23 protein-coding genes are annotated in these 26,381 nt (G+C 69.3%); 12 read left to right on the top strand and 11 right to left on the bottom strand.

The genetic code is table 11. From position 1 onward, the window contains the following. Positions 1-45 precede the first annotated feature (45 nt). Positions 46-1,053 carry a hypothetical protein gene (locus AB0B86_RS08220; RefSeq protein WP_357416871.1) on the top strand — a complete coding sequence of 336 codons (1,008 nt, stop codon included), beginning with the start codon at positions 46-48 and terminating at the stop codon, positions 1,051-1,053. A gap of 134 nt (positions 1,054-1,187) precedes the next feature. Here AB0B86_RS08220 and AB0B86_RS08215 read toward each other — a convergent pair whose 3' ends face one another. Continuing rightward, complete coding sequence (locus AB0B86_RS08215; RefSeq protein WP_357416869.1) at positions 1,188-2,246, bottom strand: hypothetical protein; 1,059 nt, start codon at positions 2,244-2,246, stop codon at positions 1,188-1,190. A 187-nt stretch (positions 2,247-2,433) separates the two neighbouring features. Next, positions 2,434-2,664: a hypothetical protein gene (locus tag AB0B86_RS08210; protein WP_357416867.1), complete on the bottom strand. Its 231-nt coding sequence runs from the start codon at positions 2,662-2,664 to the stop codon at positions 2,434-2,436. 96 nt (positions 2,665-2,760) lie between these two features. Here AB0B86_RS08210 and AB0B86_RS08205 point away from each other — a divergent pair, with 96 nt between their 5' ends. Beyond that, entirely contained in the window at positions 2,761-3,498 is a 738-nt protein-coding gene (locus AB0B86_RS08205) for a TetR/AcrR family transcriptional regulator C-terminal domain-containing protein (protein ID WP_357416865.1), read from the top strand. Between the two features lie 106 nt (positions 3,499-3,604). Here the strand turns inward: AB0B86_RS08205 and AB0B86_RS08200 are convergent, their stop codons facing one another. After that, on the bottom strand, positions 3,605-4,939 hold the full coding sequence (locus AB0B86_RS08200) for a cellulose binding domain-containing protein (protein WP_357416863.1): 1,335 nt from the start codon (positions 4,937-4,939) through the stop codon (positions 3,605-3,607). A gap of 858 nt (positions 4,940-5,797) precedes the next feature. On the opposite strand from AB0B86_RS08200, the gene AB0B86_RS08195 reads away from it, so the two are divergent. The 3 genes from AB0B86_RS08195 (at position 5,798) to AB0B86_RS08185 (ending at position 8,041) form a co-directional block, all read left to right on the top strand. Next, positions 5,798-6,733, top strand: coding sequence for a hypothetical protein (locus tag AB0B86_RS08195; RefSeq protein ID WP_357416860.1), 936 nt, complete (start codon positions 5,798-5,800; stop codon positions 6,731-6,733). 97 nt (positions 6,734-6,830) lie between these two features. Continuing rightward, positions 6,831-7,616, top strand: a complete 786-nt coding sequence (locus AB0B86_RS08190) for a peptidyl-prolyl cis-trans isomerase (RefSeq protein ID WP_357416858.1) — start codon at positions 6,831-6,833, stop codon at positions 7,614-7,616. Further along, entirely contained in the window at positions 7,613-8,041 is a 429-nt protein-coding gene (locus AB0B86_RS08185) for a hypothetical protein (RefSeq protein ID WP_357409423.1), read from the top strand. Before AB0B86_RS08190 ends, AB0B86_RS08185 begins: the two co-directional genes overlap by 4 nt. A gap of 30 nt (positions 8,042-8,071) precedes the next feature. On the opposite strand, the gene AB0B86_RS08180 is transcribed toward AB0B86_RS08185, so the two are convergent. After that, the gene (locus AB0B86_RS08180) at positions 8,072-9,304 is read right to left on the bottom strand and encodes a sigma-70 family RNA polymerase sigma factor (protein ID WP_357416856.1); all 1,233 of its coding nucleotides are present in this window, start codon (positions 9,302-9,304) and stop codon (positions 8,072-8,074) included. Continuing rightward, positions 9,304-9,657, bottom strand: coding sequence for a YciI family protein (locus tag AB0B86_RS08175; RefSeq protein ID WP_357413676.1), 354 nt, complete (start codon positions 9,655-9,657; stop codon positions 9,304-9,306). The genes AB0B86_RS08180 and AB0B86_RS08175 overlap by 1 nt, the downstream gene beginning before the upstream one ends. Positions 9,658-9,850: 193 nt before the next feature. Between AB0B86_RS08175 and AB0B86_RS08170 the strand changes: the two genes are divergently transcribed. Together AB0B86_RS08170 and AB0B86_RS08165 are read left to right on the top strand one after the other, a co-directional pair. Further along, positions 9,851-10,426 carry an alpha/beta fold hydrolase gene (locus AB0B86_RS08170; protein WP_357413673.1) on the top strand — a complete coding sequence of 192 codons (576 nt, stop codon included), beginning with the start codon at positions 9,851-9,853 and terminating at the stop codon, positions 10,424-10,426. Next, positions 10,423-10,782: a hypothetical protein gene (locus tag AB0B86_RS08165; RefSeq protein ID WP_357413671.1), complete on the top strand. Its 360-nt coding sequence runs from the start codon at positions 10,423-10,425 to the stop codon at positions 10,780-10,782. Before AB0B86_RS08170 ends, AB0B86_RS08165 begins: the two co-directional genes overlap by 4 nt. A 94-nt stretch (positions 10,783-10,876) precedes the next feature. Here the strand turns inward: AB0B86_RS08165 and AB0B86_RS08160 are convergent, their stop codons facing one another. Then, positions 10,877-12,355, bottom strand: a complete 1,479-nt coding sequence (locus AB0B86_RS08160; RefSeq protein ID WP_357413669.1) for an arabinofuranosidase catalytic domain-containing protein — start codon at positions 12,353-12,355, stop codon at positions 10,877-10,879. A gap of 402 nt (positions 12,356-12,757) precedes the next feature. Between AB0B86_RS08160 and AB0B86_RS08155 the strand changes: the two genes are divergently transcribed. Beyond that, positions 12,758-13,795 carry a LacI family DNA-binding transcriptional regulator gene (locus tag AB0B86_RS08155; RefSeq protein ID WP_357413667.1) on the top strand — a complete coding sequence of 346 codons (1,038 nt, stop codon included), beginning with the start codon at positions 12,758-12,760 and terminating at the stop codon, positions 13,793-13,795. On the opposite strand, the gene AB0B86_RS08150 is transcribed toward AB0B86_RS08155, so the two are convergent. Genes AB0B86_RS08150 through AB0B86_RS08135 form a run of 4 tightly spaced genes read right to left on the bottom strand, consistent with a single transcriptional unit; the run spans position 13,782 to position 18,577 of the window. Next, a complete protein-coding gene (locus tag AB0B86_RS08150; protein ID WP_357416853.1) occupies positions 13,782-15,494 on the bottom strand; it encodes a trehalase family glycosidase in 1,713 nt (570 codons plus the stop codon). The two genes, AB0B86_RS08155 and AB0B86_RS08150, sit on opposite strands and share 14 nt — an antisense overlap. A 33-nt stretch (positions 15,495-15,527) precedes the next feature. Beyond that, complete coding sequence (locus AB0B86_RS08145; protein ID WP_357413663.1) at positions 15,528-16,352, bottom strand: carbohydrate ABC transporter permease; 825 nt, start codon at positions 16,350-16,352, stop codon at positions 15,528-15,530. Next, positions 16,349-17,320, bottom strand: a complete 972-nt coding sequence (locus AB0B86_RS08140; RefSeq protein WP_357416850.1) for a sugar ABC transporter permease — start codon at positions 17,318-17,320, stop codon at positions 16,349-16,351. Before AB0B86_RS08140 ends, AB0B86_RS08145 begins: the two co-directional genes overlap by 4 nt. 18 nt (positions 17,321-17,338) lie before the next feature. Next, complete coding sequence (locus tag AB0B86_RS08135) at positions 17,339-18,577, bottom strand: extracellular solute-binding protein (protein WP_357416847.1); 1,239 nt, start codon at positions 18,575-18,577, stop codon at positions 17,339-17,341. A 299-nt stretch (positions 18,578-18,876) separates the two neighbouring features. Here AB0B86_RS08135 and AB0B86_RS08130 point away from each other — a divergent pair, with 299 nt between their 5' ends. Further along, positions 18,877-20,712 (top strand): RICIN domain-containing protein, encoded by a 1,836-nt coding sequence (locus AB0B86_RS08130; protein ID WP_357413658.1) that lies wholly within the window; start codon positions 18,877-18,879, stop codon positions 20,710-20,712. 179 nt (positions 20,713-20,891) lie between these two features. Next, positions 20,892-22,481, top strand: coding sequence for an arabinofuranosidase catalytic domain-containing protein (locus tag AB0B86_RS08125; protein WP_357413655.1), 1,590 nt, complete (start codon positions 20,892-20,894; stop codon positions 22,479-22,481). 155 nt (positions 22,482-22,636) lie between these two features. Here the strand turns inward: AB0B86_RS08125 and AB0B86_RS08120 are convergent, their stop codons facing one another. After that, the gene (locus AB0B86_RS08120) at positions 22,637-24,016 is read right to left on the bottom strand and encodes a PHB depolymerase family esterase (protein ID WP_357413653.1); all 1,380 of its coding nucleotides are present in this window, start codon (positions 24,014-24,016) and stop codon (positions 22,637-22,639) included. Positions 24,017-24,282: 266 nt separating this feature from the next. Here AB0B86_RS08120 and AB0B86_RS08115 point away from each other — a divergent pair, with 266 nt between their 5' ends. Both AB0B86_RS08115 and AB0B86_RS08110 read left to right on the top strand, forming a co-directional pair. Then, positions 24,283-25,269: a PaaX family transcriptional regulator C-terminal domain-containing protein gene (locus tag AB0B86_RS08115; RefSeq protein ID WP_357413651.1), complete on the top strand. Its 987-nt coding sequence runs from the start codon at positions 24,283-24,285 to the stop codon at positions 25,267-25,269. Positions 25,270-25,851: 582 nt separating this feature from the next. Beyond that, on the top strand, positions 25,852-26,381 hold a 530-nt coding region (locus AB0B86_RS08110; protein WP_357416842.1), incomplete at its 3' end, for an endo-1,4-beta-xylanase.

Below are 26,381 nucleotides of genomic sequence, written 5' to 3'. Positions count from 1 at the left end.
CACATCCTCGCCGCGCTGTCGGACCGACTGCCTAGAGTCCGCCGCATGTACTTCGTGTGCCGGTGGCGGGAGGAAACACCGCTGAGCAAGCGGGTGGTCGTCCTACCCGATGCGACAGTGCTCGACTGGTTCCGCCGGGGTTGGGGCTGTCCCGATCCGGAGGAGTGGATCGACAGCGAGCTGGGTGGTGACGTGTACGGGTTGGACTCGATCTTCGAGGAGGCCCGGAAGCGGCGCCTGCCCCCTCCGGAGTCCGTCGACCACCTGCGCGAGCTGCTGCGCGAGCACCTCTGGGTGGAGGGTGACGACGACGCCACCTTCATCCGGCTCGGCAGACACTCCCTGCGGGTGCGTACCGACGACGACGAGGTGGACCTGGCCTACTACTTCGTCGACGACGCTCTGGCCGCCGCCGCGCCCGACCGGCTCGCGTTCGCGCTGCACGACACCTGGCCACTGCCCGCCGGTGCGGCAGCCGCCGATGCGATCTTCGACCACGGCGTGCCGGTCCGTACCCTGGGGATGGCCGCGTCCGGGCCCGATTCGGTCTTCTCGGTGCGGCTGTGCTGGAGCCCGCCGGACACGAGTCGCAACCTGGACCTGGCCGGAGCACTCGTCTTCCCCGGCCACACCCTGCCGGATTTCGCCGCCCACCTGCGCACCGTTGACGCCACCGACATCAGCCGCTGGCCGCACGACGCCCAGTTGTTGTGGGCGATGGTCGCGCCCGACGAGGAGGACGTGGGCGCGGCTCTGGAACGGTACGCACGCCTGCCCGGGTATGACCCGTCACCGGCCAGCCTCGCCACCGTCGGGCACGACGCGAGCCACCGGGAGGTCCTGCGGTTGCTGACCCCGGAGCCCGCCACCGGATCGCTGATCCGACCGGGCCCGCACATCGCGCAGGTCGCCCGGTACATCGACGATTTCTTCGGGTTCGACCAGTGGTTCCTCTTCGACACCCGGTGGGCGGCGGCCCACCCTGACCTGGCCCGTTCACTGCTGCGCTACGCGGCGCACTGGGACCCGTACGACGGCTTCGCGCCGGCCTAGGGAGCGCGGCCAGGGTCGGTGACACCCTCGATCATGGGCGACGAGCGGATCAGGTCCGCCGCACGTCGGCGTGGAGGCCGTAGCGGGCCCGCGAGTCCGCCGCAGGTTCCGGCCGGCGTAGTACCTGTGCGCCGTCATGCTCCGCCGCTCAGGGCTTCCGGTGCGGTGCCAGGGCTTGCCGTCCGCCCCGGACACGACCGGGTGCTGAGGGCGTAGCCGACGGTCGTCACGCCCATCGACACTCCCCAGCCGAGGAACACCAGCAACGTGGCGGTCACCGCCCACCCGTCCCACACGTCCGACCACGACAGCTCACCGGACAGGAGGCGTCCGACGAACATCGCGCTGCTCAGCACGCCGTACACGACAAGCGTGAGCGCCACCGCCCCGGCTGGGACCACCGCCAGCAGCCGGGGGACCGGTCGACCGCCCAGGCCCGGCATCCAGCGCGGAAACTCCTGCCCCCACCGTTGCACCAGCCCGAGCACGAGCAGGCCGGCGAGCGGCGGGACGACAGTGATCGCCACCCCCGTCGGCGTCGACAGGTCGTCGTCGATGTCGTTGAGTGCCTGCTCGGAGATGCCGAACGGAACGCCGAGAACCCAGAGCCCATGTGGCAGGGCCCAGCCGACCACCGGCAGGGTGACCGCCACGTACGCCCAGCGGCGCGTCCAGCGGGGCACCGGTCGGTAGCCGGGCGTCACCGGCCCGGGCCGGGGGCCGGACGCGTTCGCCAGCCCGGCGAACAGGATGCCACCGGCCAGCAGTGCGAGTCGGGCGCCGAGGTCACGCCAGTCCGAGGGGCGTCCGGTCAACGCCGCCGGGATCTCGAAGACCAGGTGCAGCGGGAACGCTGTGGCAAACAGCAGCGCCGCCGCGAGCCAGCTACCCGTGGCCGCGGTACGGCCGGGGGAGTGGACCGCGCCCACGACCACCACCGCGAGGGCGACGCCGACCGCCAGCGCTCCCCAGCCCGCCCAGAAGGGCAGCGTCTCGACGCGGTCGGCACCGCATCCCCCGGCCGGATCGACCAGAGCGGTCCGGTCGCAGGCGGTGTACGCCCATCGGCCACCGGCGATCCAGAACAGGCGCAGGGCCGCCTCGCCGACGAGGAAGAGGGCGGACGCCAGCGCCCACTGTCTTACCCGCTCGGCGGCTGCGGGTCGGTGCGTACGAGTGGTGCTGTCGGACATGTCGCTCCCCTACGGACGGTGCCGGTTCGGCTCACCGGACCGTTGGTCGAGGTGCGGGCCGTCGGCCTCGGAGACCAGCAGCCACCCGCCGGCAATCACGAATTGATGATCTGCGGGGGAGGAGGGCTTCTCCTCCCCGGCGCAGGGGAGTGCGCTCCCTCCGCGGAGGGGACGCCGCGGGCTCCGCTCAGCGGGCCGTGTCGGAGCAGACCTTCACGTCGTAGAGGAGCTGCACGTGGCGGCGGCCGTTGGTGACGCCGACGAAGATCGGGTCACCAGCCGGGGTGCGGCCCTGGCGCCACGCCTCCTCCCGCGCTGCTTCCCGCGACTCGTGGTGGGTCTTGCCGTCCCGGTGCAGCTGAAGAACGCGGCGGGCGGTGATCCGGTCGCTGTCGAGGTGGATTCGCAGCAGAGGCATTCGCCAACATCCTTGCCGAGGTAGCGGCCCGTCCTTGCCCGTGTCCAATTAGCTTACCGACGTTAAGTTTCCTGTCCACTGAACTAGAGTGGCGTCATGACCAGCGCAGAGCCGGGCGGGCCGCCGACCACCTCGGTCGGACGACGAGACAGCCGCACGTCACCGCCGGTATGGCTACGCGCGGAGCCCGCGCGTTCGCGTCGGAGAGCGCCGCTGACCCTCGGGCGCATCGTGGACGCGGCGGTGACGCTGCTTGACGAACGTGGCGTCGAGGGCCTGACCATGCGCCGCCTGGCTCAGCAACTCGACGTGACGGCGACCGCCCTCTATTGGCATGTGACGACGAAGGATGACGTCCTGGACCTGGCCGTTGACCGGATCTTCGGCGACGTGCCAGTCCCGGTCGTGAGCGGCGACTGGCTGGAGGACGCCCGACTCCTCGCCCGAGCGTGGCGCGCCGCCATGCTGCGCCATCCCTGGGCACCGAATCTGGTCGGCCGCCCGATGCTCGGGCCCAACGTCCTCGCCCGGACCGAATTCCTCCAGTCGGCGCTGGTGCGCGGCGGCTGTCGCGGACTTCCGCTCGCGGTCGCCACGCGGATGCTGGCCAACTACGTCATCGGCGCCGCGCTTACCGAAGCCACGTGGCACCGGACCGCAGACCCGCAGGCGCGGGCCGCAGCCCGTGACCACATCGCCGCGAGGGCCGACGAGTACCCGACCCTCGATGCCTCCGGCCACCTCGACGAGACCCGATGGAACGACGACCTGCTGTTCGAGGAGGGCCTCGACGGCATTCTCCGGGCGGCCGCGCGGACCGGGTCGCCGTGCTGACCGGGCGGCCGCGCTGACCGGGCGACCGGGCGACCGCGCTGCCCGGCGCACCGCCGCCGCGGCGGCCCGGAGTCAGTGGCTCCGGGCCGCCGGTGTGGCTCTTCGTTCAGGGGCTGGTGCAGGTGATGGTGCCGGGTGGGGTGGCGCCGTTGCCGGTGGCGGTGAACCCGAAGGTGGTCGACGCGTTCGGCGCCAACGTGCCGTTGTAGGCGGCGTTTCGGACGGTGACGGTGCCGGTGGTGCCGGTGTTGGTGCCGCTCCAGAGGCTGCTGATCGCCTGGCCGGAGGCCAGGGTCAGGCCGACGGTCCAGCCGTTGACGGTGGCGGCGGTGTTGTTGGCGACGGTGACTTCACCCTGGAAGCCGCCAGGCCAGCTGTTGACCAGGCTGTAGGTGGCGGTGCAGCTGCCCGGCTCCCCGGTCGGGGGCGGAGTCGTCGGCGGCGGGGTGGTCGGTGGAGGAGTGGTGGGCGGGGGCGTGGTCGGCGGGGGTGTGGTCGGCGGGGGTGTGGTCGGCGGGGCGGTCGTGGGAGGAGTGGTCGACTCGAACTGACTGAAGAATCTCCAGATCTCTCCCGACGTCCAGGTCCTGCTGTCGTTCGGGCTTGACGATCCGTCGACCGGGCTGGGGGTGTGGTCTCCGTCGAACGCGGCCCACTGCACGGGATAGCCCGCTCGGCAGCCCGTGTACGTGGTGGTGATGTGGGTGAGACTCCCCCGGCTCGGTTCGCGCGGGCTCTGCGCGGTGCAGCCGTTGTTCCTGACGAAGGTGTCGCGCAGCGATCGGCCCTGGGAGATGTTCAGCACGCTGTCGTAGATGCCGTGGATGCCGAAGTAGGGGACGGGTTGGGTGCCGCCGTTGCAACCGCTGAGGTTGGCGCCGGACAGGACGGCGACCGCGCGGATGACTGTGGGTCGGGCGCAGGCCACGGCGTAGCTCATCGCCCCGCCGTAGCTCCAGCCCAGGGCGAAACGTTGGGTCGTGTCGACGCAGAGGTCGTTCTCGACCTGCCGGGAGATGTCGTCGAAGAGGGTCAGGTCGCGACCGTTGGTGTTGGCCCACCCGGCGTCGATGCCCTGCGGCGCGACGAAGATCGTGGTGTTGTTCGACAGCGGCGCGAGCCCGTAGTAACCGGCCGAGGCGACGTTGCTCGCCGAGCCGTTCAGCCAGTGGAAACCGAAGACCAGCCGGTACTGCCTGTTCCGGTCGTAACCGTCCGGGATCCGCAGGATGTAGGTGCGGCTCTGGCCGCTGCTCTGAATGGTGCGTGTTCCGTTGGTGAGCGTCGGGGCCTTACCGCAGCCGGCGGTGGCCGCGAGCGTGCCGTTCGTCGCGGCCACCGCCGCTCCACCCGGGCCGCCGTTCAGTACGCCACCAGCGGCCGCGGCGAGAAGAACCGCCGCGCCCGCGATGGTTGAGAGGAGTTGTCGGTGTTTGCTCACTGCTTGGCTCCTTGCCAGTTGTCGTCAGGTGGTGGTGGTGCTGCGCGGGACGGGCCTCGGCGACCCTCGACCGTGTCCGTTCTGGGCACCGGGGTGTGGATGACGGCTCACGCCCCGCCGTCTGCTCGCCGGCAGTGGGTCGGGTCTGGCCGGTGGCCGCGCCCGTCGAGCACCGCCCGACGGGCGGCCCGTCGGGCGGACGGGGCGGTGAGGTGGTGACGGATGGCGGTGGCACTCCCAGGTGCCGGAATACGGCTCCCCTTCCGTTGCGGGGCGGTGCGGCATGCACGGGTGGCGTGCGGGCGCAACCGCCGCTGTCGGGCTCTCCGCGACGGGCATTGAAAGCTGGGGGCATGCAGCCGGACCGGGATCGTCCGGCAACCGCCTGCGGTGGCCTGGCATCGGCGGAGCGGCCCGGACTGGTCAGCGACTGGCAAGGGCGGCCGGTGGGCGTCGCCCTCGGCGTGCCTTTGTCGATCGACTCAGGTGATTGGGAGTGTGCCCTTCACCCCCGTGCCGAAAGATAGCATGTTATCGATAACATGCTCAACCGTCGGAGTCGCTCTCGGGCACTCTGAGCAGGTGTCGGCCGTCGTCCGGCGTGCTGCTGCGGGTGGCTGCCGGCAGCGCCCTGGCACTTCGGGTCCGCCGCGTCGTCCTGGTCGAGAAGGGCCTCCGCTGCGCTTCCCGCCAAAGATCCTTTACGAATCAGCATTGACGCTCATGCATTCGTCCACGAGGATGGACATCGGTAACATTAGCGGGGGTGTTATCGCGCCTGGCGATCGAGTTATCGCCATTCAAAAGAGCGACCACTTTGCGGCACCCCCAACCGGACCTCACGAGGGGATGGCCTGCATGAAACGTACGCTCGGAGTGCCTCTGCTTCTCGCCAAGATCTTAGCCGTCGGCTTCGCGGTTGCCCTGGCTGCGCCAGGGTCCGCGCCGGCCTCAGCGGCGGCGGTGCTCCAACCTCTGTCCACAAACGACTTCCGGGCCACCGAGTCGTCGCCCGACAGTGACTCCGGCACATTTGCCCGGTCGGCCACGATGATCGAGTTCTCGGCGGTGGCCAAGAGCGCCGTGGCGGCGGAAGTGTCCCTCTCCGTCGCCGGCAAGAAGTTCACCGCCAGCAAGGACATCAGCAAGGGTGTCGCCACCTGGTCTGGCGGCGGGGCTTCGCTTCAGCCGGATGAGCGCACCGCGTTCGGTGCGTTCGCCAAGTCCCTCGAATCGTCCTGGGTCAAGCCGGCCAATGCGGCGAAGACGCCGGTTTCGCTGCACCGGGACCTGACCATCCGCCTGGCCATGCTGGTTGCCGAGGCGCCGGTCGGCACCAAGATCGGCGACCTGGATGTGCCCCGTCCGGTGGAGCGGTACGGCCAGCCGAAGGTTCCGGACATGAAGCTCGCGGTCGAGTCGTGCGTCAAGGAGGGCACCGCGGTCACGGCGCCGAACAGCGAGTCCCGGAGCAAGGTGCTCGCCGCGTGTCAGCAGAGCAACGAGGACGGCATCCTCTACACCGGCTGCAATGAGAACGCGTGGGTGGTCCACGACGCCGACAGTCACTGTTTCCTGGGTGAGAGCATCTATGTCGGACCGGCCTCGTACGACTGCATGGGTAAATGCGGTGGTGGTTGCTTCATAATCACCGGTTACACCTATGACTGTGCCGACCACGACCGCTGCGGTCGGGAGCACGGCGGCTCGACGAATCCATGGGACGCCGAATGCGGTGACGAATATTTCGAAGCCGATGACGACTTCCTGTATTCAAGCAACCAATGCGGTTAGAGCCTGAGGCCCTCCTACGATGAAGCGACTGCTGATGTCCGTGGCGCTCGTCATGCTCGCGGTCTCGGCGTCCGGGTGCGGGTCCACCGAGAAGTCGGTGGACCCGCCACCGAACGCACTGGCCACGGTGGCGGGCGAACCAATCACTGTCGAACGTGTCCAGGCGCTCATGCCTGATGATCCCCTGCCGCCGGTGTTGGTGGTGGGCGGCTACTCCGGACCCTGGGGGGAGGCACTGAACCTGGCGATCCGCGACGAGCTCCTGGTGCGTGAAGCCGCTCGTCGTGGCCTCGACGGGTCGACCAGAGCCGAACAGATCGCCACCCTCATCAAGCAGGAGCAGCGCGACAATCCCGGCTTCGCCATCGAGAACATCGCCGACGACGAGGCCCGCACCTGGTATCAGGAGCACCGCAACCTGTTCGGCGACGTGGCGCAGGCCAAGGTGGCCTGGGCGGAGTTCACGGACGGCGACCAGGCCAAGAAGGCAATGGATCGGGTGGCCGGCGCGGATCAGCCGACGTTCCAGCGACTGCTCCGCGAGGACAAGCCGACGAAAAGCGGCACCGCCACGATCGACGACCAGCACGACGATGTCGATCCAATGATCACCCGAGGGGCCTATGCGATTGCCGCCGCCGGTGGCATCGGGCTGTCCGCCGATCCGAAGAACAGTCGCTGGTGGGTGGTCCGCGTCGAGCGCATCTCCTTCGAGACGGTCACCTGGGACGAAGCGCTTGCCTATCGTGTCAAATCGGCGATGACCGCGTACCGTCAGGACGAACACCTGCGCCAGCTCGCCGACTCGTTGCGGAAGAAGTGGCCGGTCCACGTGTACGAGGCGAGGCTCGCTGACGTCATGAGGACGGAGGAAGCGAAATGAACGTGGCTACCCTGGCTGGTGGCGTTGTCGCGCTGTTCATCGCCGCCGCGGCGTTCGTGAGTCTACGCGGGCGCGGCACGGCATCCGGGTCCGTCGGTCTGCTCCTGAGGATCCTCGCGATCGCCGCCACCGCGTGGATCGTCATCGCGCTATTGCCGTTCACGATCGACGACAGCGGCGCCGCCGCCACCTATCTGCTGGGCGTACCGGTGGTTGCGGCGATCTGTCCCCTGATCGCGGACCTGACCCATCGCGCTGTCGCCACGACCACGACGGTGGCGGCGTTTGTCCTGCTGGTGTGGGCGCTCCTGCTGGGCCTCGGCATCGGTCTCTGGTTCGTCCTCCCGGCCCTGTTGCTGGGGGTGGCGGCGATAGCCACGATGGCCAACCGCGGCGCGACGGTGCCGAGCAACCAGGATGCCTGAGTCCGGCTACGACGCCTGAGGCGCTGGCCCTCACAGCTGCCGACTGACGTCGCTCAACCGTTCGCTGAGGAAGACGCGTTCGACGTCGTTGTCGGTGAGGGTCAGCGCCTCTTCGTAGGCCGTCACTGCCTCGGGCCACCGTCGCAGCTGGCGCAGGAAGTCGGCGCGGGCCGCACTGAGATATCCGTAGGTGGCCAGGGCCGGCTCGTCGAGCATCGGAGCGAGCGCGTCGAGTCCGGCCTCGGGGCCGTCGCGCAGCCCGATCGCCACGGCGCGATTGAGGCCGACGACGGGCGACGGCCACAGCCGGAACAACGCGCCGTAGAGCCCGATGATCTCGTTCCAGTCGGTGTCCTGCCAGGTTGGCGCCTCGGTGTGTACCGCAGCTATCGCGGCCTCCAGGGCGTACCGGGTCGGTGCCCGTCGGCGCAGGGCGTCGGTCAACAACGATCTACCCTCGCCGATGAGCTGCCAGTTCCAGCGGGTGCGGTCCTGGTCGGACAGGAGCACCAACCGCCCCTCGGCGGACAGCCGGGTCTCCTGGCGTGCCGCGGTGAGCAGCAGCAGCGCCAGCAGAGCGCTGATCTCGGCGTCTCTCGGCATGAGCAGGTGCAGCATGCGGGCCAGATCGATCGCACAGTCCACCAGGTCCTGCCGCACCAGGTGCGCACCCACCGGTGCGGTATGACCGGTGGTGAAGATGAGGTGCACGACCTCGAGGACGGCGCTGACCCGCTCGCCGAGTTGATCCGGGCCCGGCACCCGGTACGGAATGCGGGCCGTAGCGATCTTCTTCTTGGCCCGGGTGATCCGCGCGGCCATGGTGCTCGGCGGCACCAGGAACGCGCGGGCCACCTCCGGGGTGGACAGCCCGCACACCAGGCGCAGGGTCAGGGCTACCTGCGCCTGCCTGGACAGTGCGGGGTGGGCACAGGTGAAGATGAGTCGCAGCCGGTCGTCGACCAGACCGTCCTCGGGGCCCGGTGTCGCCTCGTCCGCGACGAGCAGTGGCATCTTGCGACGGAACACCGATTCGCGGCGCAGGACGTCGAGGGCCCGGTTGCGAGCGATGGTGGTGAGCCAGGCGCCCGGCCGATCCGGAACGCCACTCTCGGCCCAGGTCTCCAGGGCCTGCGCGAACGCGTCCTGGGTGCACTCCTCGGCGAGATCGAGGTCCCGGGTCAGCTGGGCGGTGGTGCTGAACACCCGGGCCCAGTCGCGGCGGTGCGCCTGCGCGACCGCCGCGACGACCGTGTCGTTCATCAGTGGTCGACCACCGGACGGATCTCCACACCGCTGTGTGCCGCCTGCACCTCGGGAAGCAGTGCCGCCAGCGCCAGCACCTCGTCCAGGTCGGCGGCCTCCAGCAGGTAGTAGCCGCCGAGCGCCTCCTTGGTCTCCAGGAACGGACCGTCGGTCGTGTCGAGCTGGCCGAGCGCGTCCGAGCGCAGCGAGGTGGCGGTGGGCGCCGATTCCAACTGGTGCCCGCCGATGATCCGTGCGCCGGCTTCGGCAACGAACGCCACGTGCGCGGCGTCGTGCGCCTTCCACTGTTCGTCGGTCATCGCGTCCCACTGCTGTGCGTCGCCGTAGATGAGGATCATGTACTTGGCCATGTCTCGTATCCCATCGTGTACTGGCCCCGTCGGAGGTGGCCCTTACATTGACGACGAGCCAGCAGGGCTCCGGATCGACAGCCGGGACGACTTTCTCGGTCCGACGACCGGGAAATCATCGCAGGCGCCGAGTGTCGGTGACGAGTGCCCCGGCGGCGCGGCCCGCCCGGGCGGGGCAGGGAGGAGGATCGACGTGGCAACTACCCGGCAGGTTCTGTTCATCCAGGGCGGCGGTGCGGGGGCACACGACGAATGGGACGACAAGCTGGTCGACAGTTTGCGACGCGAGCTCGGCGACGGGTACGAGATCCGCTACCCGCGGATGCCTGACGAGGACGACCCGACCTACGACAGGTGGAGCGCGACGGTCTGGCGGCAGCTCGCCGCCCTGGCCGGTGGTGCGGTCGTCGTCGGTCATTCGGTGGGCGCGACCATCCTCGTCAACGCGCTCGCCGAGCGCCCACCGGAGCGAGAGCTCAGCGCGATCGTGCTAATCGCCGCCCCGTTCGTGGGCCCGGGCGGCTGGCCCGCCGACGAGTTCGAGTTGCCGCCCGACCTCGGTGCGCGGCTGCCGCCGGGAGTGCCGGTGCACGTGTTCCACGGGCTGCGGGATGGCACCGCCGCACCATCGCACGCTGACCTGTACGCCGGCGTCATCCCGCACGCGCGGCTGCACCTGCTGCCCGGGCGTGATCACCAACTCGACGACGACCTGAGCGAGGTGGCAAGAGTGATCGAAGATGTTTCGAGGGAGGTGGGCGACGCGTGACACGTGGACGGGTGTTGGTGGTCGGCCTCGATCCGGTCAGGATCCCCGGCTGGGATCCCGCGCCGGTGGTGGCGGCGATAGCACGCGGTCAGGCCCGCTTCGACGATCTCGGCATCGCGGCCGACCTGTGCCTGGTGGCGCCCGACGAGGACGCCGAGACGGCCATCGTCGAGGCGCTGACCCGGACGGACTACGCCTGCGTGGTCGTCGGCGGCGGCATCCGCAAGCACGAGCCACTACTTGTGCTCTTCGAGAAGGTGGTCAACCTCGTCCGACAGCATGCTCCCGGCGCGGCAATCGCCTTCAACAGCAGCCCCGAGGACACTGCCGACGCCGCGCTGCGCTGGGTGCACTAGGCCACTCCGGTCAGGTGCATCCGACGGTCGCCGGCGGTGCCGCCTCCGCTGGTCGCGCGGAGGCGGCACCGTCGCTCGGGTGGTGGCGCGGGGTTCAGCTGCGGGTGGCCCACTGTTGGTTGGTGCCGCCGTTGCAGGCCCAGAGGATGAGTTTGGTGCCGTTGGCGGTGGCGGCGCCGTTGGCGTCGAGGCAGAGCCCGGACTGGACGCCCGTGATCGTGCCGTTGGCGTTGATGTTCCACTGCTGGTTGGTGCCGCCGTGGCAGTCCCAGATGATCGCCTGGGTGCCGTTGGTGGTGCCTTGGCCGTTGGCGTCGAGGCACTTGTTGCCGTACACCTGGAGTTGTTTGCCTGCGGTGTAGGTCCAGCGTTGTGCGGTGCTGTTGCTGATGCAGTCCCAGAGCTGCACCTGGGTGCCGTTGGTGGTGGTGCCGTTCGGCACGTCGACGCAGCGGCCGGACTGGCCGCCGACGACCTGGACGCCCTGTTGCGGGTTACCGCCAGCGGCCGGCGCGTAACCGGCGGCGGCGATGTTCGCCTGTACGGCGTCCTCGGTCGCGGCCGTCGGGTAGCCGGAGGTCAGCACGCCTTCGAAGAAGGTGCCCCGCCCGGTGATGCTGTTGTCGCCGCCGATGCCGAGCAGGATGGCCCCCTCCTTCTTCATGGGGTGGTAGCCGTTGGGGCGTCGTCCGTCGAAGTAGGTGGTCAGGCCGCCCGACTGGGCGCTTCCGCCCCGGATGGCCCAGTGGTTCGGCTCGCCCTTGACCATTGCCGTGACGAACCGGTGGTTGATGGACGCGATGTTGTTGTAACCCGCGTTGACCCCGGAGAACAGCCCCCACTCCAGGTCGGCCATGATCCAGGGCCCGGCGCCGGCGCCGTAGCCCCACTGCTTGTTGGCGCCGAAGTAGACGGTTTCCATGATGGCGCGTTCGTCGGCCTGGACGTTGGTCTGCGCGTTGCCGTAGTCGAAGCAGCACCACTGGTTGTAGTGCGTGCCGTCCACGACGGCGTAGATGCCCTCGGGCTGGTCGCCTGTCGCGACGCCGTTCGTGTTGTTGTTGCGGTAGCCGGTGCCGGGGGCGATGTAGACGCCGTACGCCTTCTGGCCGCCGATGGTGACCGGTGCCGCCTTCGCGTCGGCGAGGTTGTCGTACCCGCCGGGGGCGGGGCCGACGAAACCGCCAGGAGGTGCCTGGGTGAGGCGGTTGTTGCGGCCGGACTGGTCGTAGAGGACGGTGATGACGCAGTTGGTGTTGGCGCAGAACGAGTCCTGCGTGGCGGCGTTGACGAGGCCGCCCTCGCTCAGCACGCCGATGTCGCGGGTGGTGTTGTCCGAGGAGCGCCGGACCTGGTAAAGCGGGCCGTTGTACGCGCCGTACAGCGCGCGGGTGGTGCTGTGGGCGGCCACGCAGGGGGTGCCACCCGAGGCGTAGATGTCGCACGGTCCGGTGCCGGCGGCGTGGGCGACTCCCGGCGCGTCCGAGACCACGTAGATGCTGGCGCCGAAGGCGAGAACCAGCAGGGTTCCCGCAGCGGCCATCAGGCGACGCAGTCGTCTCTTCACATTCATCGGATCCTCTCGCGGTGTGGTGGGGCGTGGCGGTGACGGTGGAGCTGGTGCTGGCGCACTGACCGCCGGGCCGGCGTGGTCAGCGCCGTCGGTGGCGCACGGCGATGCGTGGGGTTCCGCCCGGAATGGATGACCGCGGCGCGGGTTTGGACCGCTATCGGTTCCCGGCTACGTCACACGTCACACGTTTTTACATTAATGGGCGTCCATGTGTTGCGCTAGCTTCCGCGCTCATCGGGATTGGCATCGCCAGCCATCCGTCTCGCGGAGTGCCGGAATCGTCGGTTCTGCCGGTGCTGGCGGCGAACTTCCAGACGTCGGCCCGAGAACCAGGACGGATATGCTCGTCAGCGAAAACAGTGCGTCCCCGTGTCGGGGCAATAATCGATTCGAGGGCGCGGTATGAACATCGGGGAGATCGCCCGCCGGGCGGGAGTGTCCCGCAGCACCGTGTCGTACGTGCTGAGTGGGAAGCGGACCGTGTCGGAGACGACCCGGCAACGGATCCAGGCGGTCATCGACGAGTTGGACTACCGACCGAACGCCAGTGCCCGCGCGCTGAAGGAGGGGCGCACCCGCACCCTCGGCCTGGTCATTCCCCCGGCGAGCCAGCGGTTGACCGACATGCAGTTGGGTTTCGTCGCCAGCGTCGTCGAGGCGGCCGCTCGCCATGACCTCGATGTGCTGCTGTCCCCGTCCGGTGGTGACCATGACCGGTCGTTCGAGCGGATCGTCACCGGGCGTCGGGTGGACGGCGTGGTCCTGATGGAGATCCGCCTGGCCGACGACCGGGTGACCCGCCTGACCAGAGCCGGCCTGCCGTTCGTCACGATCGGGCGGACAGCCGAACCACACGACACGAGCTGGATCGACATCGACTACGCCGGGCTGATCGCCCGTTGCGTGCACCACCTGGCAGATCTGGGGCACCGGCAGGTGGCGCTGGTGAACCGCTCGGCCGAGTTGGTAGCGGCGGGTTACGGCCCCAGTCATCGCGCGCTTGCCGGCTTCCGGGCGGCGGCTGTCGAGCGGGGCCTGATCGGCGCGGAGGTCTGCTGCGGCGACGACACCGCCTCCGGCGAGGCGTGCGTGGAGCAACTGCTGGTGACGCACCCCGACGTCACGGCCATCGCCACCATCAACGAGGCCGCGCTGCCCGGAATGCAGCGTGCGCTGACCGGCGCCGGTCTGTCCGTGCCCCGCGACTTCTCCGTCACCGGTGTCGCCGCCCAACACTGGGCGGAGGACTTCCGCCCGCCGCTCACCGCCGCGGATGTGCCGATGGTCGAGATGGGCGCCGAGGCCGTGTCGCTGCTGCTGGAGAGCATCGCCGCCCCCGACGCCGTGCCACGCCACCGGCTGTACAGCCCGCCCATCTCGTTGCGCGCCAGCACCGGCCCGGTCCCGGCCCGGCGAGTGGACGCCGCTACCCCTTCGTAGCCCGCCGCTCCTCCTGACCGGCGGCCAGGATGAGATAGCTGCTGGCGGTCCAGGTGTACGCGCGGTCCCGGAGCCCGGCCCCGGTCTCGGCGTCGAAGTTCTCCGCGAATCCGGACTTCTCACACAGCGCCAGGAACCGTCGACTGATCTCGTCGGCGATCCTGGTCTGCCCGGCCCGCCGCAGGCCGTCCTCGACCAGAACTGTCGACGGTGCCCAGATCGGGCCACGCCAGTAGCCGTCGGCGAGATAGTGCGCCGAGTCGACCGGCTCGGTGGCCAGCCCGTGGGTGGTCAGGTGGGTTTCGACCCCTCGGGCCAGCGCGGCGGCGACCGGCGCGGGCAGGTCGGCGCCGAGCGCGACGGGCATCAGATCGAGCAGGCTGCGACTTGCCCGCCGCTTGCCGGTGTGCGGGTTGCGGGAGGTGAAGCGGTCACCGTCCCACAGGTCCCGTAGCATGGCGGCATGGATCCGGTCGGCCTCCCGGGACCACTGCTCGGCGGGCTCACCCAGCTCGCTGGCGAGGTCGGCGAGGCAGCGCAGCTGCGACACCAGGAACGCGGCGAGGTCGGCCGTCTGGAGCACCCGGTCGACGTCGAAGGTTGTCGCGTTGTCCCAGCCGCTGTCGTTGCCGTGCTGGTAGTGGGGCAGCTCGTGGCCGGGGGCCCGACGCGCGTCGAGCCAGAACCGGGTCCAGTGGGCCAGCCGGTCGTACGTCTGCGCCAACGCCGCCCGGTCGGGTGGCTGGGGTAGGCGGCGGCGCAGGTGCCGGAGGGCCCAGCCGTGGATGGGTGGCTTGACGTAGTTGTGCAGCACCTCGGAGTGCGTGACCGAGTCGGGTAGGGCACCTGCCTCGTCCTGGTGGTCGAAGGGCAGGTGGAACTGGTGCCAGGCCAGCTCCGGCTCGCCGGCGGCCAGGGCGATCGCGTTGAAGCAGTGGTCCCAGCTCCACACCTTGTCCATCCAGTGCTTGGACATCAGCACCGCGGGCCGGGTGACGAAGCCCGCCGGGGCGACGGTGGCGGACCACAGGACGTACGCGGCGAGTTCGGCGGCCGGGGTCTCCGCGCCGCGCCACGGTGCGACAGCGTCCACGAAGGCGCTGAACTCGGCGGCCCGGTCGCGGCACAGTTGGTCGAAGGCGACCGACCCCACGTACGGGCGGCGGGCGGTGGCGTACTCCTCGATCGCGATCTCCCAGGGTTGGTCACCGGGAAGGTCCACGCACCGGTCCGCGGCGCCGAGCGCCTCGACGCCGGTGGTCCGTTGGAGCGCACCGGAGAGCACCGTGATCCGGTAGCGGCGACCGGTCTCGTACGAGGTGAACACGTGGGAGCCGTCGACCGGGTCGTGGTAGAGGTAGGTGCCGCTGAACGGGGTGAGGGTGCGCGCCGCCGCGGCCACCCGCAGGCCGAGCCGTCGGCCCCGGATCCGCAGGGTGTCCGGGCCGTCGTAGACCGCCTCGATCCGGCCGGTGCCGTTGCGCCAGGTCAGCAGGGCGGGGGTGGCGACGACAGTGGCATCGGCGGCCGTGGGGCAGAACTGTAGTACCGGATGTAGCCCGTTCTGGTGGGAGACCAGGTGCAGATCGTCGGCGTACGTCTTCTCGGCGACCACCGGGGAGATGTTGAACCAGGCTCCTCGGTAGCTGAACGGGATGTCCTGGACGGGGAACTCCGGACCGGACGGGGCGACGGTCATGGGTGGCGGATGCCTTTCTGTGGTGCGGGGTGGTCAGTCCTTGACGGCGCCGGCGGTCACGCCCATCGAGACGTAGCGCTGGGCCAGGATCAGCAGCACCGCGGCGGGGATGGAGGCGACGACAGCGGTGGCCATGATGGCGTTCCACTGCTGGTTGTTGTTGCCGATGTAGTGGTAGATGCCGAGGGTGATCGGCTGCCTGTCGCCGCCACCGGCAAGGGTCGAGGCGAAGATGAAGTCCGACCACGACCACAGGAACGCGAACAGCGACACCGTGACGATCGAGTTGCGGCTGACCGGCAGCACGATCGACCAGAAGGTCCGCAGCCGACCAGCGCCGTCGACCACTGCCGCCTGGAGCAGCTCGTCGGGGATGCCGGACATGAAGGCCGTGAAGATCAGCACAGCGAACGGCACCGCCAGCGTCGAGTCGGCCAGGATCAGGCCGGGCAGTGTGTTCAGGACGCCGAGACTGAGGTAGATGGCGTAGAAGCCCATCGCCATGATGATGCCCGGGATCATCTGCGCGATGAGCAGGACGAAACTCAGTGCGGTGCCGCCGGGTGGCCGCAGTTTCGCGAGCGCGTACCCGGCGGGGGCGGCCAGCGCCACGGTGAGCGCCACCGTACCGAGACCGACCAGGAAGCTGGTGCCGAGGTACGGCAACTGTTGGTCGAGTACGGCCCGATAGCCGTCGAGTGTGCCGTTTGTCGGGAACAGGTGCGGGGGAGTGGCCCGCATGTCCTGGTCCCGGGTGAACGACACGTTGATCATCCAGTAGACGGGGAAGAGCATCAGCCCGGTGAGCACCAGACCGACCGCGGTCTTCCACCAGACCCGGGGGGTGGAGGTGGTCATTGCAGGTTCTGCTTCCGCTGGATCCGGATGTAGAGGAGCCCGGCGATCAGGGCCATCACGATGAGCAGGTTGCCGACGGCCGCACCCGGACCGAACTCGGGCAGCAGGTTGCCGAAGCCGAGTCGGTAGGACCAGGTCGCGAGGGTGGCGGAGGAGTTGGTAGGGCCACCCTTCGTCATGATCCAGATGATGTCGAAGACCTTCAGCGTGTAGATCAGCCCCAGCAGCAGCGTGATCGCGGAGACGGGGCGGAGCAGCGGAAAGGTGATCCCCCGGAACCGTTGCCAGCTCGATGCGCCGTCGAGCGCGGACGCCTCGTACATCTCGACCGGGATCGCCTGTAGCCCGCTGTACAACACCACCAGGTTGAACGGGATGCCGATCCAGATGTTCGCGATGATCACCGAGGTCAGCGACCAGCCCGGCGAGGTGAGCCAGTTGACCTGGTCGATCCCGACGACACCGAGTGCCGCGTTGACCAGCCCGGAATCGCTGTTGAGCAGCCACGACCAGGTCGAGGCCGAGACGATCAGCGGCAGCAGCCACGGTACGAGGATCAACGCCCGCAACGTACGCGACAGTGGGAAGTGCTGGTGGAAGAAGAGCGCCAGGGCCATGCCGATGCTGAACTGGAAGACGAGCGACGCGGCGGTGAAGATCAGGGTGTGCGCCAGTGTGGACCCGAAGGCCGGATCGGTCAGGACGGTCCGGTAGTTGTCGAGCCCGGCGAATGGCGCGCCGCCCTGCACGAACGAGCGGACGGTGTACTCGCGCAGGCTCAACTCGAGATTGCGGTAGAGCGGGTAGGCGTAGAAGGCCAGCAGGTAGAGGGTCACCGGTGCCAGGAAGCCCCAGGCCAGCCAGCGGTCGGGTCGACGGGCGCGGGACGGGGGCGGCCCGGGTGGGGCGAACTTCGCCGCCCCACCCGGATCCGGTACGGCAGTGGTGCTGTCTGTCGTGGGGAGCATGGTGTCGGTTCGGCGCGATTACCTGGTCGCGGCCTGAGCGGCGGTAAGCGCCTCGCGTGGTGACTTCCCACCGCTGAGGGCCGCCTGTACAGCGGTCCACAGGGACTCCGAGATCTTCGGGTACTTCGTGCCGAGGTTGTCACCGGTGCGGCCCTTGGCTGCCCGGACCGCCTCCACCCAGACCTTCAGCTTGGGGTCGGCCGCGGCCTGCCGATCCTGCACGGCGGCGACTGGTGCGACGTAGGAGAGCGTCGTGTCGGTGGTGAGCAGGTTGTCGGCATTGGTGAGGCAGGCGACGATCTTCTGTGACGTCTCGTACCGGCTGGTCTTCTTCTGCACCGGGATGGAGACGAACTCGCCGCCGGTGGGTGCCGGTGCCGGGCCGCCGGCGCTGGCCGGGATCGCGATGGTGCCGTAGGAGAAGCCGAGCTTCTCCGCGTTGGCCAGCTGCCAGGTGCCGTTCTCGGCGAACGCGTAGTCGCCGGTCGCGAACTCCTGCCAGCTCGTGGTCTGGGTGTTGTTGATTACCGAGTTCGGCGCGAGGCCCTGCTTGAGCCAGTCGGTCCAGAGCGTCAACGCGGACACCGCCTGCGCCGAGTCCAGACTGGTCAGTTGGGCGCCCGAGCCCCAGAACCAGGGCAGGAACTGGAAGCTGCCCTCCTCGGTGCCGATCGCGGAGAAGGTGATGCCCTTCTTCCCCTTGGCCTTGATGGTGGTGAGGGCCGCGGTCAGCGACGGCCAGTCCTTGATCGAGGCCGGATCGACACCGGCGGCGGTCAGCAGGTCCTTGTTGTAGTAGAGAGCCAGGGTGTTCGCCCCGATCGGCACCCCGTACGTCTTGCCCGCGCTCTGACCGGCGCCGAGCAGGTTCGGGGCCATCGCCGAGACGTCGAGCTTGTTGTCGTCGGTGGTGGTGAGCGCGCCGGCCTCGGCCAGTGTCGAGATGACCGGGTTGTCGACGATCAGCACGTCCGGTGAGTTGCCCTGCTGCGCGGCGAGCAGTGCCTTGTTCGTCAGGTCGGTGGTGTCGTAGCCGGTCCGCTCGACCGTCGCCCCCGCCGAGGTGCCGCACTTCTTGAGCAGTGCGACCCACTCGGAGTCGGCGGCGAACTGCGGATAGGGGTCCCAGACGAGGTAGGCGCCGCCGCCGTCGCCGGACCCGTCGCCGGAGGACGACGAGCAGGCGCTACCGGTCACTGCGGCGAGTGCTATCACGGCGACGGCGGCCAGGCGCCGTCGACGACTGAGTCCTGTCATGTGGTGCCTCACTTCAGTCGATCGTCAGGTGGGGTGTGCGGGTTGACCGTCGCGGGTCGGACGCCGTCCGACCATGAGGCGAACCGATTCGACAAATCGGTTCGCACGAAGATAGGTCCGTCGCTGCCGGCTGGTCAAGGGATGGCCTGACGTTCTCAAGGTTGCGCTGTGAAACGCCACCTTCACCGCGTCGTCACTTCATTGACATGGTTCAGTCTCTGGTCCTACGATCCGTGCGAATCGATTCGCAAGCGCAGCCCTCCGGAGAGCGTCCCCCGCGCCCCACCAAGGAGCCGCCCGTGAAAACCCCGTCCCCCGGCAGGTCACGACGAGCCCGCGCGCTCGTCGCTCGACTCGTGGTCGGCCTGCTCGCCGCCACCACCGCCGTCAGCGTCGCCGCGTCCCCGGCCCAGGCCGCCGACGAGTCGATAAGCGTCAACTTCGCCACGGACAACGGCACGCCGACCTACCGCGCGTCCGGCTGGATCTACGGCATGACCGAGAACGCCAGCGGTCCGGCCGACCACTTCTACCGCGACGTCAAGTTCCAGTACATGCGCGCCGGTGGCGCGCAGCTCGCGGGCAGTGGCTGGGTCGGCGGCACCTACGACCGCCGGTGGAACTCCACACTCGCCCAGGCGCGTCGGACCACCGCCCTCGGCGGGAAGTTCATCATCCTGCCGCACGACCTGTGGGGTGCCGACGGCGCCGGAATCTCGCGCTTCCCCGGCGACAACGGCAACTGGACCGACTACGACAACTTCCTGACCCGGCTCATCACCGATGTCCGGGCGTCGGGGCTGAACGTGCAGTGGGACATCTGGAACGAACCGAACATCACCATCTTCTGGAACCGCCCGATCTCCCAGTACCTCGAGTTGTGGCGCCGCACCTACCAGCGCCTGCGGGTGGAGTTCCCCAACCAGCTCATCGTCGGTCCCAGCTGTGCCTGTGTCCCGTCGACCAACCACGCCTTCTGGAACCAGTACCTGGACTTCGTCCGCTCGACGAACACGGTGCCGGACATCATCAGCTGGCACTCGCTGCCGGGCGACCCGGTCGCCAACGTCGCCGCCGCGAACGCCACCCTCGACCCCCGTGGCATCGCCCACCCACGGCCCTACCAGATCAACGAGTACGGCGCGCCCGACGAGCAGAACCCGGCCGACGGCGCCTGGTACATCGCGCGGCTGGAACGGGCGCGGGCCGACGGCCTGCGGGCGAACTGGGCCAGCGGGGGCAGCCTGCACAACGACCTCGGCAACCTGTTGATCCGCAACTCGGCCGGCCAGCACCAGCCCAAGGGGGAGTGGTGGAACTACCGCTACTACGCCTCCCAGACCGGGCAGATCGCCGCGGTCACGCCCAGCCAGTCGTACGACGCGTTCGCCACCAAGGCGACCGGCACCGCGAAGGTCCTCATCGGTGGTGGTCGTACCACCGGGAACCTGAGCGTCAACCTGCAACGCCTGGACACCACGAGCGGCATCGTGGAGAACAACCAGGTCCGGGTGCTCACCCAACGCATCCCGCACAACGGCGGTGGTGCCGTGCCGGGGCCGATCACGGTCTCCAACAGCGTGGTCGGCGTGTCAAACACCAACGTGACAGTGAACGTGCCGTTCACCAACCAGACCGACACCTACACCGTCACCCTGCTGCCCCCGTCCGACGGTGGCTTCCAGTCGGTGGCGGTGGCCCAGCACTCCCAGCAGTGCCTCAACAACCCGGGCCAGGGCACCGCTGACGGCAACGTCCAGCAGCAGAACTACTGCGACGGCGGTGACCAGCAGGTCTGGAACTTCCGGCCGGTCGCCGGCGTGGCCAACACGTACACCGTTGTCAACCAGCAGAGCGGCAAGTGCCTCGACGTCAGCGGGGTGTCCACCGCCGACGGCGCCGCGGTGCACCAGTGGACCTGCCTGAACAGCTCCAACCAGCAGTTCACTCTCCGCCGGGTGACCTACTCGGGCAACGACTCGCACGACTACCAACTCGTCGCCCGGCACAGCGGCAAGTGTGTGGACGTCAGTGGTGTCTCCACGGCGGCCGGCGCGCTTGTCCACCAGTGGACCTGCAAGGCGGTCAACCAGGGCAGCACGTTGAACCAGACGTGGCGGATCCTGGGGCGGTAGTCGTCCCGGGGGGTGATGCGCTGGCTGTCCGCCCAGCAGCCAGCGCGTCACCGGACGCCACATTCATTGACATGAATTAAACAAAGGTCATACCATTCGCTGCGATCCGCCATCGCCACCACCCGCCCGTGGCGCGTCGACGATCCCCCCGCGCTTCCACGACTCCGAGGAGCCACCTCGTGCGAACCCCGTCCCGCAGTGGGCCAGGAACAGCCCGCGACCTCATCCCGAGACGCCAACGCGTCCGACGTCTGACCCTCCTGGCTGGCGCCCTGGCCGGGGTGCTCGTCGTCGTCGGCATCGGCGTCGGCACCACCCCCGCCAGTTCGCCGTTCGCCGCCGAGGCCGCCGCGGCGGCGACCATCGAGCCGGGGCAGAGCACCCGGATCGTCGGCGCGCCATCCGGTCGCTGCCTCGAGGTGCCCAACTCCAGCACCACGAACGGCACCCAGACGCAACTCTGGGACTGCAACGGCACCGCCGGCCAGACCTGGACCTGGACGTCGAGCAAGCAACTGCAGGTGTACGGCAACAAGTGCCTGGACGCGTCCGGCCGGGGCACCACCAACGGCACCCAGGCGATCATCTGGGACTGCAACGGCCAGAACAACCAGCAGTGGAACGTCAACAGCAACGGCACCATCACCGGCGTGCAGTCCGGGCTCTGCCTCGACGCCAACGGCGCCGCCACCGCGAACGGCACCAAGATCATCCTCTGGGCCTGCAACGGCGGCGCCAACCAGCAGTGGTCCTCGCCGAACACGCCGCCGACCAGCGCGCCCCCGACCAGCGCACCGCCGAGTGGTGCGCGCCCGTGTGACATCTACGCCTCCGGCGGCACTCCGTGCGTCGCGGCGCACAGCACCACCCGGGCGCTCTACGCGGCGTACACCGGCAACCTCTACCAGGTCCGGCGCTCGTCGGACAACACGACGCGCAACATCGGGCTGTCCGGCGCGGGCGGCACCGCCAACGCCGCGACACAGGACTCCTTCTGCACCGGCACCACCTGCGTGATCACCGTTGTCTTCGACCAGTCCGGGCGTGGGAACGACCTCTGGTACCAGGGGTCGAGCGTGGTTCCGGGCAGCCCGCAGAGCCGGCCGGCGGTCGCGACGACCGAGTCGCTGACCGTGGGCGGCGCCAAGGCGTACTCGCTCTACATCAACCCCGGTAACAGCTACTGGCGCGACGGGCACCTCACCGGCGTGCCGACCGGTGCCGCTCCCGAGGGCATGTACATGGTGACAAGTGGCACCCACGTCAACAGCGGCTGCTGCTTCGACTACGGCAACAGCGAGACGACGCGCAAGGCCGACGCCGCGGGGGCGATGGACGCCATCAACTTCAGCAAGCAGTGCTGGTTCGGCGGCTGCTCGGGCAGCGGGCCGTGGGTGCAGGCGGACCTCGAGTGGGGTCTCTTCCCCGGCGGCAGCCAGAGCTGGAACCCGAACCAGCGCGCCTTCACCAGCAAGTTCGTGACCGCGACCCTCAAGAACAACGGCACCAGCCGCTTCGCCATCAAGGGCAGCGACGCCCAGTCCGGCAGCCTCTACACGCTGTACGACGGCTCGCTCCCGCCCGGATACAGCCCGATGAAGAAGCAGGGCGCGATCATCCTGGGCAGTGGCGGTGACTGCTGCAAGCCCGACGGCGGCGCGAACCTCAGCGCCGGCACGTTCTACGAGGGTGCCATGGTCGCCGGCTACCCGTCCGACGCGACCGAGAGCGCCGTGCAGGCCAGCGTGGTGGCCGCCGGCTACCGCTGACCCCGGCGGCGACGCCAGCACGACGTGCGCCGGTCACCATCGGATGGTGACCGGCGCACGCTCTCGTCGACGCCCGCCGGCTCCGACCGGCGGTCGCGACCGCCGACGCTCCGGGGAGGTACGCGTGGCGTGCGTCCCCGGAGTGCCGCTGCGGGTCAGGCCACCGAGCAGGACGCGCCGTTGAGCGTGAACGAGCTCGGCCTGGCGGTGTTACCGGTGTGGGTGGCCTGGAAGCCCACTGTCACTGAGCCGTTGCTGGGGATGCCGGCGTTGTAGCCGACGTTCCTTGCCGTCACCTGCCCCGAGTTGGGGGAGTAGGAGGCGTTCCAGCCCGAGGTGATGGTCTGGCCGCCGGGCAGGGTGAACACCAGGGACCAGCCGTTGACGGCGCTGGTGCCGGTGTTGGTGACTGTGATGTTCTCGGTCAGCCCGTTGTTCCAGGCGTTGACGGCGACCGTCACCCGGCAGGCACCGGAGTCCGGCGGCGGGGTGGTGGGGTTCGGCGGTGGCGTGGTCGGGTTCGGCGGCGGGGTGGTGGGGTTCGGTGGCGGCGTGGTCGGGTTCGGCGGCGGGGTCGTCGGGTTCGGCGGCGGCGTGCTCGGGTTGGTCAGGCCGAAGAACTGGATGGCGGACGCGGCCATGCCGCTGGCGGGCAGACTGTGCCCGGCACCCTGGATGCTGTACGCCTCGACCTGAACCGTCCCGCTGCTGTCGGCGTACCTGCGCCGGTTCCAGTTCGGCTGCGGGGTGTCGGTGGAGGTGGGCGTCTGGCTCAGCCCGAACACGTTCGTCCACTGCTCGATCGACTCCTGCAACAGCGAGTACGGCACGAGGGTGTCGCTGGTGCCGTGCCACAACTGGATGCGCGGGCGGGGCCCGGTGTAGCCCGGGTACGCCTGGCGGACCGCGTCACCCCACTGCTGGGGCGTGCGGTTCATGTTTCCGCCGGTGCACTGGCTGCTGCCAGGCGGGTAGTCCGCAGCGTTGGCAAAGCAGTTGTACGGCACACCCATGAACGCGGCGCCAGCCTTGAACACGTCGGGATAGAGGGCCAGCATGTGGTTGGTCATCATGCCGCCGGACGAGCTGCCGGTGGCGTAGACCCGGTCCGGGTCGGCCGCGTACTGCTGCTGCACGTGCCGGATCATCGACACGATGGACACCGGGTCACTGCCCCCGCCGCGCCGCTTGGCGGCGTCGGACCAGGTGTCGAAGCAGTTGCCGAAGCCGGCCTGCTGGGTGGCGGACGGGTAGATCACGATAAATCCGTACCGGTCGGCGAGGCTGGCGAACTCGCTGCCGGAGTAGAAGCCGGGGCCGGACCCGCCGCAGCCGTGCATGGCCACGATTGTCGCCGGCCGGGCCGGGCGGTTGTCCGGCACGTAGACGTGCATCCGCATCCGGCCGGGGTTGTCACCGAAGCTCGTCACCTCGGTCAGTGACGCCGCGTACGCGGGTCGGCTCGCGGGGACCGCCAGACCGGCCGCCACCAGCGACACCGCGAGGGTGAGCAGCAGTTTCCTTCTGATTCTCAACGGACGACTCCTTTGCTTGCCTGTGCAGGCTGTGGATGGCGCGCGATCCGCCCGCGGGTATGCCCAAGACCCGCCGTGATCGCACGATGCCCGCTACCGGTGGCTCGCCCTGCCCGGCTCCGGACCACATCGCGTGGCGATCAGTGTTCTCCTCGGACCAACAAGTGTCAATCGATGTACTTCTATCGGGTGTGGGCCCGTCGACGCCGGCTCGACGGCGCGCCGTCTACAGTCGTCACACCGTCCCTGAAAAGCACGGAGCGCCTGTGGCAAACCCGTTCGACATCGACGAGATCTACCCCGACGACGGAGACCAACCGCTCCGCCTGCCCCGGCGGCAGGTCGGCAACTCGCCGCAGGGCGTCACGGTGACCCTGCTTGCGGATTACACACTGCGGACTCGGGCCGCGATCCCGTCCGCCGCCATCGTGGCGCTGCTCGCGGAGAGCGGGGTGACCACGGCCGGCGCGCGCACCGCGATCAGCCGGCTGGCCCGGCGCGGCGTCCTGGAAGGCAGCCGGCTGGGACGGCGTAGTTCCTACCGACTCAGCCGCGCGGCCGCTGCCAACCTCTCCGCCGGCGGCAGGTGGATCCTCGCCTCGACCAGCTCGACAGTGCGGTGGGACGGATGCTGGACGATAGTCGCGTTCTCGCTACCGCAGGACCGGAGTGCCCAACGCCGGGCCCTTCGTGCTCAGCTGCGGTGGCTCGGCTACGCGCCGTTGTACGACGGACTGTGGATCTCGCCGGACGAGTTGACCCCTGTTGCGCGGGCCCAGCTCGACCAGCTCACCCTCGGTGCCGTCACGGTGTTCCGCGGGCGGCAGACCGCGATCGCGTCCGCCATCCACCGCGCCCCGATCGAGGCCTGGGACATCGCGGAGATCGGCCGGAGCTACCAGGCGTTCCTCGCGCACTGGACGGCGGTGTTGCCCCGGGTGGCAGCCGGCGAGATCGACGGAGCGGCCGCGGTGCGGGCCCGGACCGAGGTGATGGACACCTTCCGGCGCTTTCCCGTCCTCGACCCGCGGTTGCCCCTGGAACTCCTGCCGGAGAAGTGGCTCAGGAGGCCGGCCCGGGAGTTGTTCGAGGCCGTCTACGACGGCCTCGGGGCGCCGGCCGAGCGACACGTCCGTGCGATCGTCGCCCGGTTCGCCGATGGCGAGCTGCCCGGCATCGAGGCCCACACCACCGCCGACCTCCTGACTGGAGTACGCCCCCACGTGCGGCCCGCGGAGCCGGCCCACGGCTGAGCCGCTTGTTGATCGCGGCCCGCCGCGCGGTGGCCCGGGTAGCTGGGTGCGTGGTCCGGGCCGGGTCGGCGGCAACCCGTCCGAGAGTGACCCCGCCCGTACACCGGGTGGCTGAGCACCGCCCTGTGAGCGATAACAGTGGCATCGAGATCGGCGCGTGCGCGAGGCGTGTCAGGCGCCGCTGATCCCCAGCAAGGCAGCGCGTCGCCACGACGGTGACGAGGCAGGCTTCGGCGGAACCTGACCTCGACAGCATCGATACAGGCTTATGTTACGCCTTGACGAACGTCATGTTATCGCTCACCCTCGATATCGAGGAAGGCAGCACCTGTGGCTCACCGGGCGAGCCGCCGCCGACCCTCAGGATCACGACGTCCCAGGGCATGCGGACGTCGATCAAGCGTCTTCGGCAGCGGTGTCAGCCTGCCGGACGACGGGTGTCGGTACCCACGGTCGGCACCTACCGCACCGCTGCCAACCAAAGCTGAGCGCGTCGTGATCCACGCCAGCTTCCCGGACCGACGCTGGCGAGAGAGTGGCACGTCACCACCACCGTTGCGACCACCACCGAAAAGGAACGACATGAAACCCAAGAGAACTCTGCTGGCGGCGGCGACCCTCGCCGTCGCCCTCACCGCGGGAATGACGGCGGTGCTCGCCCCCACGGCCAGCGGTGCCGGCACCACCCTGAAGGCGGCGGCGGCCGAGAAGGGCCGCTACTTCGGCGCGGCCGTCGCGGTGAACAAGCTCTCCGACAACGCGTACGTGACGATCCTGAACCGCGAGTTCAACAGCGTCGTACCCGAGAACGAGATGAAGTGGAGCTCGACCGAGCCGCAGCAGAACTCCTTCACCTACTCCGGTGGTGACCGGCTGGTCAGTCACGCGCAGGCCAACGGCATGAGCGTCCGGGGCCACACGCTGTTGTGGCACGCGCAGCAGCCGGGCTGGGCGCAGGGCATGTCGGGCAGCGCGTTGCGCAACGCGGCGATCAACCACGTCACGCAGGTGGCAACGCACTTCCGGGGCAAGATCTACGCGTGGGACGTGGTGAACGAGGCGTTCGCCGACGGTGGCAGCGGTGGGCGGCGTGACTCGAACCTGCAGCGCAC

Origin of the sequence: Micromonospora sp. NPDC049047 (assembly GCF_040649135.1) — a bacterium.
In the GTDB taxonomy this organism is placed as follows: Bacteria; Actinomycetota; Actinomycetes; order Mycobacteriales; family Micromonosporaceae; genus Micromonospora.
This window is presented reverse-complemented; position numbering and strand designations above follow the sequence as displayed.